The organism is Umezawaea beigongshangensis, from assembly GCF_016464305.1.
Classification (GTDB): Bacteria; Actinomycetota; Actinomycetes; order Mycobacteriales; family Pseudonocardiaceae; genus Umezawaea_A; species Umezawaea_A beigongshangensis.
In genome coordinates this window covers 135,484-147,572 of the sequence record NZ_JAEIOJ010000004.1, presented here as the reverse complement: position 1 = coordinate 147,572, position 12,089 = coordinate 135,484, and the positions used below count along the sequence as shown (strand labels likewise).

Genomic DNA, 12,089 nt, shown 5'->3' with positions numbered 1-12,089 from the left:
CGTTCCCGAGGTCGGCGTCCGGCACCGGCCGCGCCCTACAGCAGGGTCAGGACCAGCGCGAACCAGGCGAGGAGCACGCCGGCGACGACCCCGTGGGCGACCCAGCGCCACACGGGGACCCGGCGGGCGAGCCACACCGACGGCGCGAGCCCGCCCACGACCAGCACGTTCGCCACCAGGGCGAGCCAGCCGCCGGTCTCGCCGAGGCCGAGGGACAGCGTCACGACGCTGAACGCCACCAGGGCCGTGACGACGCCGCTGACGGTGAGCCCGGTCGCCCACGGCGTCTCCTCCGCCGGCGTCTCCTCCCCCGGCGTCTCCTTCGCGGGCGTCGACGGCGACGGCTCCTCCGCCGGACCCTCCGGCGTCGGCGCGGGAGGCTCGGGAGCGGTGATCAGACCCGTTTCACCCGTCACCGGATCGGAGTACGTCACGGGGGTGCGCATCGAGGCCGCGAGCCGCAGCGCGAGCTGCCGGCCGCGCCGGGTGACGAGCGCGGCGGCCGCGCCGTCGTCCGGCACGCCGTTGCGGGTGACGGCGTCGGCGACCTTCGCCCACTCGTGCAGCGCCTCGGCCAGACCGCCGCCGAGCGGCAGCGTGTGCGGGTCGACCTCCTGCTCACCGGTCTCGTCCCGCCCCGCCAGCACCGCGCGGCCATCGCGGACACGCAACTCCACGAACCCCTCGCCTCCACCGACCGGTCGAATTCCGCCGGGTCGAACGTATCGTGTCCGGGCCGTCTCAGGTGATGGCGTAGAACGCCACCGCGGCGGCCGTGGCGACGTTGAGCGAGTCGACCCCGTCCGCCATGGGGATGCGCACGGCGAGGTCGGCCTCGGCCAGCGCCTCCTCGGTGAGCCCCGGTCCTTCCGAGCCGAGCAGCACGGCCACCCGCTCGCCGCGCAGACCGGCGTCCGCCAGGCCGACCGCTCCGCCGCGCGGGGTGAGCGCGGCGACGCGGAACCCCTCGTCGCGCAGCACCTGCAGACCGCCGGGCCAGTCGTCGAGCGTCGCGAACGGGACGCGCAGCACGTGCCCCATCGACACGCGGACGCTGCGCCGGTACAGCGGGTCGCTGCACCCCGGCGCGAGCAGGACGCCGTCGACGCCGAGCGCGGCGGCGTTGCGGAACAGCGCGCCGAGGTTCTCGTGGTCGCCCACGCCCTCCAGCACGGCCAGCCGCCGCGCCCCGGCTGCCAGCTCCCGCGCCGAGCGCCGGGGAGCGCGATCGGCTGCGGCGAGCACGCCCCGGTTGAGGTGGAAGCCCACGACCTCGGCCATCACCTCGGCGGAGGTGACGTAGGCGGGGGCGTCGACCGGCGCGAGCAGCGGCTCCAGCGCCTCGATCCGGCGGCGGACGCCGAGCAGGCCGCGCACGGGGTAGGGCGAGGCGAGCAGCCGTTCCACCACGACGACGCCCTCGGCGATCACGAGGCCGCGCCCGCCGGGCCGGTCGGGACGCCGGTCGGCCGTCGACAGGTCCCGGAAGTCGTCCAGCCTGGGGTCGGCCGGGTCGTCGATCTCGATGGCCTGCACCGGGCCAGTCTCGCATCCCGGACACGTGGGATGCCCCGGAGGGCGCAACGATCAATCCTTCCACCAGCGTCTTCTCGCTGATCGTCACTACGAGGTGACGGAGAGCACCGGGATGGGCGCTGGCGGGGGCCAGGTGTCCGTGCCACGGTGAAGCCTCCGCCGAAACCGCTGTGCCGGGTCGAGCGAAGGGGGGACGACGTGGGAGGAGAGGTCTCCGGTCGCACGTTCACCAGGGAAGACAGGCAGCGGTACCGCGAGAAGGTCCACCGGTCGCTGGACGCCCTGGCGACGATGCTGGCGCAGAACAGCTTCTCCTTCCCCCGTCAGCAGATGGGCCTGGAGATCGAGCTCAACCTCGTCGACGACGAGATGCGTCCGGCGATGGCCAACGCCGAGGTGCTGGAGAAGATCGACGACCCGTCGTTCACGCTGGAGCTGGGTCAGCAGAACCTGGAGCTCAACGTCCCGCCGCGCGCACTGGCCGGGGACGAGGTGCTCGGCCTGGAGCACGAGCTGCGGGAGTCGCTGAACGCGGCGGACGCGAAGGCCGGGGACGCCGGAGCGCGACTGGTGATGATCGGCGTGCTGCCGACCCTGCGGCACGAGCACTTCGACGCCCGCTGGATCTCCCGCGGCCCGCGCTACGCGCTGCTCAACGACCAGATCCTCGCCGCACGCGGTGAGGAGACGGTGCTCCAGGTGGAGGGCACCCCGATGCCGGGCCGCCGTCGGCCGGAGCGGCTGCGCAGCTACGCCGAGACGATCCTGCCCGAGGCCGCGTGCACGTCGGTGCAGCTGCACCTCCAGGTCGCGCCGGAGGACTTCGCCGACCACTGGAACGCCGCGCAGTGCCTCGCGGGCGTGCAGGTGGCGATCGGCGCGAACTCGCCGTTCCTGCTGGGCAAGGCGCTGTGGCACGAGACCCGCATCCCGCTGTTCCTGCAAGCCACGGACACCAGGCCCGACGAGCTGAAGAACCAGGGCGTGCGCCCGCGCGTGTGGTTCGGCGAGCGGTGGATCACCTCGATCTTCGACCTGTTCGAGGAGAACGCCCGCTACTTCCCCGCGCTGCTGCCCGAGACCGGCGACGAGGACCCGTTGGAGGTGCTGGCCGCCGGAGGCGCGCCGCGTCTGGCGGAGTTGAGGCTGCACAACGGAACCGTGTGGCGGTGGAACCGCCCGGTGTACGACGTGGTGGACGGCGTGCCGCACCTGCGGGTGGAGAACCGGGTGCTGCCGGCGGGACCGACGGTCGTCGACACACTGGCCAACGCGGCGTTCTTCTACGGCGCGCAGCGGGCGCTCGTCTCGCAGGACCGTCCACTGTGGAGTCAGATGTCGTTCCAGGCGGCGGAGGAGAACCTCTACACCGGTGCGCGGCACGGGATGCACGCCCAGCTGTACTGGCCGGACATCGGCTGGGTGCCGTCCGACGAGCTGGTGCTGCGACTGCTGCTGCCGATGGCGCACGAGGGCCTGCGCGACTGCGGCGTGTCCGACGCGGCGCGGGAGCGCTACCTCGGGGTGATCGAGCAGCGCTGCCTGGCCCGGTGCACCGGCGCGTCGTGGCAGCGGGACACCGTGGCACTGCTCCAGGAGCGCGGCGCGGACCGGGACACGGCGCTGACGGGCATGGTGAAGCGCTACGTGGAGCTGATGCACACCGGGGAACCGGTGCACACCTGGCCGATCGGCTGAGCCGTCGCGAGCGGGCGGGAGGGCGGCGGTCCTCCTCCCCGCGAGCGGCGGCCGGCGATCAGCGGCGGCGCCCCGACTTCAGCGGCGCCACGTCGGCCCCGTCGTGGGAGCTGCGGCAGTCGTCGGGCGTGACGGCCTCGACGGCGAGCGTCAGCATCCCCTTCACACCCGTGTAGATCGACTCGCCGCGCGAGGCGATCGAGGTGTGCACCCGGTTGGAGTCGGAGAAGTCGCGGTCGTCCGTGACCCGCTTCTTCCCCGCCTCCTCGGGCTTCGTCGCGCTGCGGAGGTTGACCTCCAGCCAGGCGGCGACCTCGGTGGGCGTGGTCAGCACCTCTTCCGGGGTGCGCTCCAGCCGCTCCTGCCGAGGGGACGCGTGGTCGAGCGAGGTGTGTTCGACGTACGCGTGCCAGTGCGTGTTGCGCATGGACCAGGTCTGTTCGACCGGCCAGTCCTCCTCGGATGCCATGGTGTCCAGTCTGCACCCTCCCGCGAGACCGTCGCTCACACGTCCGGAATGCGGTTCACGCGCGCCGCGGCGACGCCGGGCCGGTCGCGCGCCACCAGCGGCAACGTCCCCCGAACGCCCGCACGCGCCTAATTGCCAGTATGTTGCAAGTGATAGACACTTGCAGAAGAAGGCGATGGGAGAGAGCGCGATGGCCCCGTACGTGCTGCCGGACCTGGACTACGACTACGCGGATCTGGAGCCGGCGATCATCGGCGAGATCAACGAGCTGCACCACAGCAAGCACCACCTGGCCTACGTGAAGGGCGCGAACGACACCCTGGAGCAGATCGCCGAGGCGCGCGACCAGGACGCGTTCGGCTCGATCGTCGGCCTGGAGACCACGCTCGCGTTCCACCTCGCCGGTCACTCGCTGCACCAGATCTGGTGGAAGAACCTCAGCCCGGACGGCGGCGACAAGCCGACCGGTGAGCTGGCCGCGGCGATCGACGAGCACTTCGGCTCGTTCGACAAGCTGCGCGCCCAGCTCGGCGCGGCGGCGAGCACGATCCAGGGCTCCGGCTGGGGAGTCCTGGCGTGGGACCCGGTCGGCCGGCGGCTGATCACCCAGCAGCTCAAGGACCACCACTCGAACCTGTCGATCGCCACGACGCCGCTGCTGGTGTTCGACATCTGGGAGCACGCGTACTACCTGCAGTACCGCAACCTGAAGGCCGACTACATCAGCGCGCTGTGGAACGTCGTGAACTGGACCGACGTCAACGCCCGCTTCGAGGCGGCGCGGGCGGGCCAGAACGGCCTGCTGCTGCCCACGACGTAGTCGCGTCGCCGCAGAACTCGGCGTGGACGCTCCGACAAGCTCCCGTCGACGGTGCCGGGCCCTCACGAGGGGTCCGGCACCGGCCTCCTTCCAGCGCGGACGACGGTGCCCCGCCCCTCGCGGTACGAGCGAGGGGCGGGGCACCGTCCGTTCCCGAACTGACCGCCGCTCCCACCACGAAGCGACGAGACTTAGGTTAGCCTAAGCTTTGGCTTCGGGGAAGTCCTTCTCGACGGCGTCTCTGCGGCGCATCAGCACGAACCCGCCGACCAGCGCCGTCACGACGGACACGGCCCCTCCCACGACCAGCGGCGCGCGACCGCTGAAGTGCTCGGCCAGCCAGCCCATCACCGGTCCGCCGAGGGGGTTGCCGCCGAGGAAGACCAGCATGTAGATGCCCATGACGCGCCCGCGCATCGCCGGTGCCACCGACAGCTGCACGGTGGAGTTGGCCGTCGTCGTGAAGGTCATCATCGCGATGCCCACCGGGATCAGCACCGCGCCGACGGTCCAGATGCTCGGCATCAGCCCGGCCACGATCTCCAGCACGCCGAACGTCAGCGCGCCGGTGATCAGCAGCCTCGTGCGGGGTCTGCCGCGCGAGCTGCGCCGGGCGGCCAGCGTCGCGCCGGCCAGCGTGCCGACGGCGAGCAGCGTGGACAGCAGTCCGTAGGCGTCGGCGCCCCCGCCGAAGACGTTGCGGGCCAGCACGGCGAGCGTGACGTAGAAGTTGAGGCCGAAGGTGCTGACGAAGAACACCAGGAACAGCAGGATCATCAGGTCGGGCCGCCGCCGCACGTAGCGCAGCCCCTCGACCAGCTGCCCCTTCTGCCGGGGCACGGGATCGGCGCGGTGCAGGTCGGCGGTCCGCATGAGCAGCAGCCCGGTCAGCACGCCCACGAAGCTCGCCGCGTTGACCAGGAACACCCAGCCGGTGCCGACGACCGTGATCAGCACGCCCGCGACCGCCGGGCCGACCATGCGGGCCAGGTTGAACGTCATCGAGTTGAGCGCGACGGCGTTGCCGAGCTGGTCGCGGCCGACCATCTCCACGACGAAGGACTGCCGCACCGGCGTCTCGACCGCGGACACGCAGCCCAGCAGCAGGCACAGCAGGTAGACGTGCCAGAGCTGGGCGAGACCGGTGACGTCGAGCAGGCCGAGCGCGAGGGCGCACAGGCCGAGCCCGGTCTCCAGGACCAGCAGGAACCGGCGCTTGTCGAGCCGGTCGGCCAGCACGCCGCCCCACAGGGACAGCAGCAGGACGGGCAGGAACTGCAGGGCCGCGGCGATGCCGAGCGCCACCGGGCTGCCGCCGGAGATCTCCAGCACGAGCCAGTCCTGCGCGACGCGCTGCATCCACACGCCGACGAGCGAGACGACCTGCCCGGAGGCGTAGAGGCGGTAGTTGCGGACCCGCAGGGAGCCGAACGTGCCGCTGGCGCGGGGCGCGCGTCCCAGCGGTGGCGACGGTGGCGGTGCTGACGGTGGCGGGGGTAGGGATCGGTCCCGGTCCCGCTGGTCCGCTTCGCCACCACCCGCGTACGCCGGCACGTCGTTACTGCCCCGCCATCCCGTCGATGATCTCCGCCGCCCTCGACAGCAGCTCCCGGTCCTCGCGCGACAGCTCGGCCAGACGCTTGTCCAGCCACGCCTCCCTGGCGGAGATCTCGTCGAGCAGGTACGTCCGGCCCCGCTCGCTCAGCTCGACGATGGCCTGACGGCCGTCGGTCGGGTGCGGGCGGCGGGTGGCGAACCCGAAGTCCTCCAGGGCCGCGATCACCCTGGTCATCGACGGGGGCTGGACGCCCTCCTTCGATGCCAGCTCACCGGGGGTCAGCGGTCCGCACTTGTGCAGTGTGGACAGCGCGGACACCTGCGTGAGCGAGATCGCGGAGTTGGTGCGCTGTGCGCGGAGACGACGGTTCAACCTGACCACCGCCAACCTCAACCGGCCGGCAAGCCCACGATCGTCCGCGTCGTCCACGTCGTTAGCCTACCTCACGATCTCACCCGGCAGTGGCGCCGAACGGGGCGTCACGGGGCCAGCAGGGCCCGGATCGGCCCGATCGCGAAGTAGAGGACGAACGCGGCGGCCACCACCCACATCAGCGGGTGGACGCTGCGAGCGCGCCCGGTCAGCGCGCGCAGCAGCACGTAGCTGACGAACCCCGCGCCGATGCCGTTGGCGATCGAGTAGGTGAACGGCATGACCACCATCGTGAGGAACGCGGGCAGCGCCACGGAGAAGTCGCCGAAGTCGATCTCCTTGACCTGCGTCATCATCAGCGCGCCGACGATCACCAGCGCCGGTGCCGCCGCCTCGACGGGGATGACCTGGTAGAGCGGGGTGAAGAACATCGCGGCGAGGAACAGCAGACCCGTCACGACGTTCGCCAGGCCCGTCCGCGCGCCCTCCGCGATGCCCGAGGCCGACTCCACGAAGACGGTGTTGGACGACGCGGACGCGGCGCCACCGGCCACCGCGCCGAGGCCGTCGACGAACAGCGCCCGGTTCACGTCCGGCAGCTGGCCCCGCTCGTCCACCAGACCCGCCTCCTTGCCCAGGCCCGTCATGGTGCCGACGGTGTCGAAGAAGTCCGTCAGCACGAGGGTGAACACGAGCAGCGCGGCGGTGATCGCCGGGACGCGGGTCCACGCGCCGAACGACACGTCGCCCAGCAGCGACAGGTCGGGCAGGCCGAACACCGAGTCGGGCACGGCCGGGTAGCCGAGGTTCCAGCCCCCGGGGTCGGTGCCCCCGGACGGACCGGCGTGCACGACCGCCTCCAGCACCACGGCCAGCACGGTGGTCGCCAGCACGCCGACGAGGATCGCGCCCTTCACCCGGCGGGCCATCAGGACGCCGATCAGCAGGAGCCCCACGACGAAGACCAGCGTCGGCCAGGAGGCGATGGAGTTGTCGATGCCCAGTCCCACGGGCACGGTGGTGTTCGCCGCGTCGGGCAGCCGCCGCACGAACCCGGAGTCGACCAGGCCGATGAAGCAGATGAACAGGCCGATGCCGACGGCGATGGCCGCCTTCAGCTCGGCGGGCACGGCGTTGAACACCGCCTTGCGCACACCGGTGACGACGAGCAGCAGCACGACGACGCCGTTGACGACGATCAGGCCCATCGCCTCCGGCCAGGTCATCTGCGGCACCATCGTGACGGCCACGAAGCTGTTGATGCCGAGCCCGGCCGCCATCGCGAACGGCAGGTTCGACACCAGCCCGAACAGGATGGTCGTGACACCGGCGACGAGGGCCGTCACGGCGGCGACCTGCGGCACGGGCAGGACCGCGCCGAGCACGTCCTTCTTCGCCCCCGCGTCGTCGGCCGAGAAGCTGCCCAGGATCAGCGGGTTCAGCACGACGATGTAGGCCATCGTCACGAACGTGACGAGCCCGCCGCGCACCTCCCGCCCGATCGTCGAGCCGCGCTCGGAGATCTTGAAGAACCCGTCGATCTTCGACGGCGTCGACGTCGTCGTGGCCATGCGCTTCCCCTCGGTGCGGCGGTTCTCGGCACGTGAGCCTGCCCCACGCGTGTTCCGGCCGGGTAATCTCCGCGACGTGGCCGAACCGTCCGAGATCGACCCGTTGCCGAGTCCCCCGCCGCTGCCGCCGCGTCTCGCGGACCCGGTGCCCGCGATCGTCGGTGGCACGGCGCTGTGGGGCCTGGCACTCGTGGTGCTGCTCGTCGCACGGCTCGCCTTCGACGCGGACACCACGACCTGGGTGTGGGCCAGCCTCTGCGGCTTCGCGCTGGGGATCATCGGGCACGGCCTGTTCCGCTGGCAACGCGGGGCAGCTCGACGCGGATCGCGCACCGCCCAGACGGGGCTGTAGATCACCTATCCGAGCAGCACGGCGGGCGTGGGCTCGGCGACGAGCGCGGCGAACGCGTGCCGCTCGGCCCAGCGCCCGGACGTCCAGGCGAGCGCGCGCGCCAGCCCCTCCGGCGTGTCGGCGGCGTGCGGGACGCCGTCGGCCGTCCACCAGGGCACCTCGTGCTCGACGCCACCGCCGTCCACCACGACCAGCCGGTCGTGGACGACGACCCCGCCCTCCGGCAGGGGCACGTCCAGCAGCTCGCACGCCACGCGCACCGCGCCGAGGTCCTGCCAGCTCACCGGGTCGCCGTCACCCAGCACCGTCCCGCCGAGCTCCTCGGAGGCGAGCGGCAGGTCCAGCAGCTCGGCCAGCGCACGCGCGGTGTCCTCGTCCACCGACGGCGTGGCCAGCACCCGCTCGGCGGGCACGACGCCGAACAGCCACGGCAGGTCGACCACGACGACGGACTCGGCGTCCGCGACCCCGCCGGACAGCACGCGCACGTGGTCCGGCAGGTCGACCCGCGCCGGGTCCACGTCGGCGTCGGCCAGTTCGGCGTGCGCCCGCAGCACCACCCCGGCCGGGATCTGCCGGTCGGGGTCGCCGAGCCGGGCCAGCAGGTCGGAGGCGTCGGCCACGTCCTCCACCACGAGGTCGGCGCGCACGCCGATCAGCTCCAGCAGCGACCGGTCGAGGCCGGTGTCCGGGACGGGGTCGTAGAGGCCGGTCAGCTCCTCGGCGTCGGACAGCCGCCAGTGCCGCGGCGCACGACCGGCGAGCAGCGCGTGCCGCGAGATCCACCACGCCGGGTGGCCGTCCGGGTCGCGCAGGGCGCGCGCCGTGACCGGGTCCCCGGCGAGCAGCCGCAGCGCCCGCGGCCACGCCGTGTCGGCGATCAGGTCGAGGTCGCGGATGCCGACGAGCCGGTTCGGCGGCTCGGGCAGCGCGTCCCACCACTCCTCCTCGTCGGGGAGGTCGTGCTCGGGCGCGGTCGGCAGCTCGTCCACGACCAGCGCGAACCCGTCGATCACGCCGACGGCGGCGAGCACCTCGCGCGGCCAGCTCTCGGCGAACTCGGCGGCCAGCACCCGCACCGGCGCGTCCCGCGCGAGCAGGTCGCGCAGCGTCGAGTCGGGCAGCACGTACTCGTCGGCGCGGTGCCACTCGCCGCCGGCGCCGGGCAGGGCCAGCTCGGACAGCCACGGCTGCTCCCCCGAGCGCACACCGGCGTGCTCGACCAGGCGCAGCACGACGCGCACCAGGTCGGCGGTGTCGAGCCCGGCCTCGGCCTCCTCGACGCTGCGGTGCACGGCCTCGCGCAGCGCGGCGGAGTCGAGCAGCTCGACCGGACCCGCCTCCTGCGCGCCGAGCAGCAGCAACAGCGGGTGGACCGCGTCGGGGTGGACGATGCGCAGACCGGACACGTCGACGCTCGCGAGCAGGTCGAGGATCGCGGGGTCGGCGTCGAACACCAGGACGCCGCGCGGGCTGGACACCGTGCGGCCGTCGGCCAGGGGCACGGGCAGCGCGCCCAGCTCCTCGCGGGCCTGCGGGTCGACCTCGGCGATCGGCAGCAGCGCGGCGTAGAGCCGCCGCCACCAGTCCGGCTCGCCGCTCAGCCCGGCCAGCGCCGCGGCGACCTGCGCCACGCCCAGCCGGGGCACGTCGAGCGCGGCCAGCGCCCGCGCGTGCTCGGGGAGGGTTAGCTCGGCGTCGAGCAGGCCGGGGACGACGTCCTCCAGCAGGTCGACCAGGTCCTCCGACGCCGCGTCGAGCACGCGGGAACGGGCCGGGGCGGCCCACTCGCCGGTGGCCAGCGGCAGCCACTCCGTCTCCCGCAGCCGGGCGAGCACGAGCGCGCGGAGCACGTCGTCCACCTCGGACAGCGGGAAGCCGGGCAGCGGGACGAGCGCGGTGCGGAACATCGCGGGCAGCGCCGCGACCAGCGCCGGGTACTCGCGGGCGGCCTCGGTCAGCACGGCCGTCGTCGCGGGACCGGGCAGGACGCGCCGCCGGGACGGCTCGACCGGCATGGTCGCGAGCAGCCGCGCGGGCAGCGACAGCCGCTCGTCGGTGGGGGTCGGGGCGTGCAGCACGTCCGAGGTCAGCGGCACGGGTTCGTCGTCGCGCAGCGGCACGGCCCAGCACACCGTCCACCTCGGCCGGTCCTGCGCCTCGACGCCCAGCGCGCTCACGGCCTCGTCCGGCAGCTCGCCCCCGGCGCGGTGCACGAGCCAGCGCGTCGTGCCGGCGGGGCCGTGCAGCAGCACGGTGTTCTCCGTCGGCTCCTCGCGCGACCAGGCGCGGTCGCCGATCTCCACCCGGCCGAGGCCGGGCAGGGCGAGCAGCAGGTCCGGCACCTGTTCGACGAAGCCCGCGACCAGCGCGTCGGAGTCGACGCCGGGACGCAGCGGGAGCCTGACCTCGGTGGTGAAGCCCTCGGGGACACCGCCCTCGTCGGTCGGCCACACCAGCCGCAGCACGGGCACGTCGCCACCGCGCAGCTCGGCCAGGTCCGGCAGGGCCTCGCGGGTGCGGTCGGCGGAGAACGCGACACCGCCGGTGGACGAGACCACCCGCGGGGCGTCGGTGACCGCGAGCACGGCGGCGAACCCGACGCCGAACCGGCCGACGGTCCCCGCGCTCTTGGCCGAGGCGCGCAGCGAGGCCAGCGCGGCGACGCCGTCCGCGTCCAGCGGAGCGCCGGTGTTGGCGGCGCGCAGCTCACCGTCCACGACGGACAGTCGCAGCACACCCGGCTCGGCACCGGCCGCGTCGGCGGCGTTCTGGGCGATCTCGACCAGGAGCCGGTCCCGGTAGCCGCCGAGGCGCAGGTCCTCCTCGGCGTTGGCGTCCTCGCGGAAGCGGGTCGGCGAGCCGCGCCAGGAGGCCAGCACCGAGTCGCGGAGCGCGCCGGTGCCGAAGGGGTCCGAACTCACAGCTGCGCCGGTGCTTCCTCCGGCGCGGCGACCGGGACGTTGACCTCCACGTCGAGCAGCGCGTCGTCGTAGATCACGTCGGCGACCGGGATGGCGGGACCGCCCTCGACCGCGACCTCGGAGTGCGCGCCGCAGCCGTACTCGACGTTCACGACGTGGCCGTCCGCCGGGGTCAGCTCGTTGGCGCAGACGCCGAACCCCGCGCCGAGCGAACCGGAGAGCTGGAGGTAGAAGCCGCAGGTGCCGCACGTCGCCGGGGCGCCGCGGGCCATGTCGCTGCGCGGGCCGAACTCACCGGACTGCCAGCGCTGCGCGGCGTCGAGGCGGCCCTCGCGGGACAGCATCCGCACGCGGCCGAGGCCGATCTCCAGCGCCACCTCCTCGACGCCCGTGTCGTCGGAGGCGAGGTAGCCGGGGGACAGCCGCGGGTCGTCGGCCCTGCTGGGCATGAGGTCGCCCACACCGAGGTCACCGGCGCGGACCCGCTCCTCCCACGGCACCCACGCGGGCGCGACGAGCGCGTCGGCGCCGGGCAGCAGCACGACCTCGCTGATCGTCACCGGCGTGCCGGGACCGGCGTACGCCACCGTGACGGCCCAGTTCCAGCCGCCGTAGCCGGGGTGCTGCGCGTCGAACAGGTGGGTGGCCGAGAACTCGTCCTCGGCCTGCACACCGGTGTGCGCGCCCACTCTCTGCTCCCCCGCCACCTCCTGCGCCGCGGCGCGGGCGAGGTCGACGGCGTCGGCGAGCACTGGCTTGGGCTGGGTCGGCGTCGCGGTCACACCTGCG

The 12,089-nt window shown here is 73.4% G+C and carries 11 protein-coding genes; 3 read left to right on the top strand and 8 right to left on the bottom strand.

Features of this window, described 5'->3' with window-relative positions; all coding sequences use genetic code 11:
- Positions 1 to 35: 35 nt before the first annotated feature.
- Positions 36 to 677: a DUF2537 domain-containing protein gene (locus tag IMZ35_RS12345; RefSeq protein WP_199441170.1), complete on the bottom strand. Its 642-nt coding sequence runs from the start codon at positions 675 to 677 to the stop codon at positions 36 to 38.
- A 64-nt stretch (positions 678 to 741) separates the two neighbouring features.
- A complete protein-coding gene (locus tag IMZ35_RS12340; protein ID WP_307867983.1) occupies positions 742 to 1,536 on the bottom strand; it encodes a TrmH family RNA methyltransferase in 795 nt (264 codons plus the stop codon).
- 198 nt (positions 1,537 to 1,734) lie between these two features.
- Here IMZ35_RS12340 and IMZ35_RS12335 point away from each other — a divergent pair, with 198 nt between their 5' ends.
- Positions 1,735 to 3,234: a glutamate-cysteine ligase family protein gene (locus IMZ35_RS12335; protein ID WP_199441169.1), complete on the top strand. Its 1,500-nt coding sequence runs from the start codon at positions 1,735 to 1,737 to the stop codon at positions 3,232 to 3,234.
- A 58-nt stretch (positions 3,235 to 3,292) separates the two neighbouring features.
- Here the strand turns inward: IMZ35_RS12335 and IMZ35_RS12330 are convergent, their stop codons facing one another.
- The gene (locus IMZ35_RS12330) at positions 3,293 to 3,703 is read right to left on the bottom strand and encodes a hypothetical protein (protein ID WP_199441168.1); all 411 of its coding nucleotides are present in this window, start codon (positions 3,701 to 3,703) and stop codon (positions 3,293 to 3,295) included.
- 190 nt (positions 3,704 to 3,893) lie between these two features.
- On the opposite strand from IMZ35_RS12330, the gene IMZ35_RS12325 reads away from it, so the two are divergent.
- On the top strand, positions 3,894 to 4,523 hold the full coding sequence (locus IMZ35_RS12325; protein WP_199441525.1) for a superoxide dismutase: 630 nt from the start codon (positions 3,894 to 3,896) through the stop codon (positions 4,521 to 4,523).
- Between the two features lie 201 nt (positions 4,524 to 4,724).
- On the opposite strand, the gene IMZ35_RS12320 is transcribed toward IMZ35_RS12325, so the two are convergent.
- From IMZ35_RS12320 to IMZ35_RS12310, 3 genes are read right to left on the bottom strand one after another with little or no spacing between them, the layout of a single operon-like run.
- Complete coding sequence (locus tag IMZ35_RS12320) at positions 4,725 to 6,077, bottom strand: MFS transporter (protein WP_199441167.1); 1,353 nt, start codon at positions 6,075 to 6,077, stop codon at positions 4,725 to 4,727.
- A gap of 4 nt (positions 6,078 to 6,081) precedes the next feature.
- On the bottom strand, positions 6,082 to 6,510 hold the full coding sequence (locus IMZ35_RS12315; RefSeq protein ID WP_199441166.1) for a MarR family winged helix-turn-helix transcriptional regulator: 429 nt from the start codon (positions 6,508 to 6,510) through the stop codon (positions 6,082 to 6,084).
- 50 nt (positions 6,511 to 6,560) lie between these two features.
- Positions 6,561 to 8,024, bottom strand: coding sequence for an NCS2 family permease (locus IMZ35_RS12310; protein WP_199441165.1), 1,464 nt, complete (start codon positions 8,022 to 8,024; stop codon positions 6,561 to 6,563).
- A gap of 76 nt (positions 8,025 to 8,100) precedes the next feature.
- Here IMZ35_RS12310 and IMZ35_RS12305 point away from each other — a divergent pair, with 76 nt between their 5' ends.
- Positions 8,101 to 8,376: a DUF2530 domain-containing protein gene (locus IMZ35_RS12305; RefSeq protein ID WP_307867982.1), complete on the top strand. Its 276-nt coding sequence runs from the start codon at positions 8,101 to 8,103 to the stop codon at positions 8,374 to 8,376.
- Positions 8,377 to 8,381: 5 nt separating this feature from the next.
- Here IMZ35_RS12305 and IMZ35_RS12300 read toward each other — a convergent pair whose 3' ends face one another.
- Together IMZ35_RS12300 and IMZ35_RS12295 are read right to left on the bottom strand one after the other, a co-directional pair.
- A complete protein-coding gene (locus IMZ35_RS12300) occupies positions 8,382 to 11,300 on the bottom strand; it encodes a sacsin N-terminal ATP-binding-like domain-containing protein (protein WP_199441164.1) in 2,919 nt (972 codons plus the stop codon).
- The gene (locus tag IMZ35_RS12295; protein WP_307867981.1) at positions 11,297 to 12,082 is read right to left on the bottom strand and encodes a DUF3027 domain-containing protein; all 786 of its coding nucleotides are present in this window, start codon (positions 12,080 to 12,082) and stop codon (positions 11,297 to 11,299) included. Before IMZ35_RS12295 ends, IMZ35_RS12300 begins: the two co-directional genes overlap by 4 nt.
- Positions 12,083 to 12,089 lie beyond the last annotated feature (7 nt).

Excerpts from the sequence above, each read along its gene's own strand:
- IMZ35_RS12330 (WP_199441168.1), bottom strand. The coding sequence starts at position 3,703 with ATGGCATCCGAGGAGGACTGGCCGGTCGAACAGACCTGGTCCATGCGC.
- IMZ35_RS12325 (WP_199441525.1), top strand. The coding sequence starts at position 3,894 with ATGGCCCCGTACGTGCTGCCGGACCTGGACTACGACTACGCGGATCTG.
- IMZ35_RS12310 (WP_199441165.1), bottom strand. The coding sequence starts at position 8,024 with ATGGCCACGACGACGTCGACGCCGTCGAAGATCGACGGGTTCTTCAAG.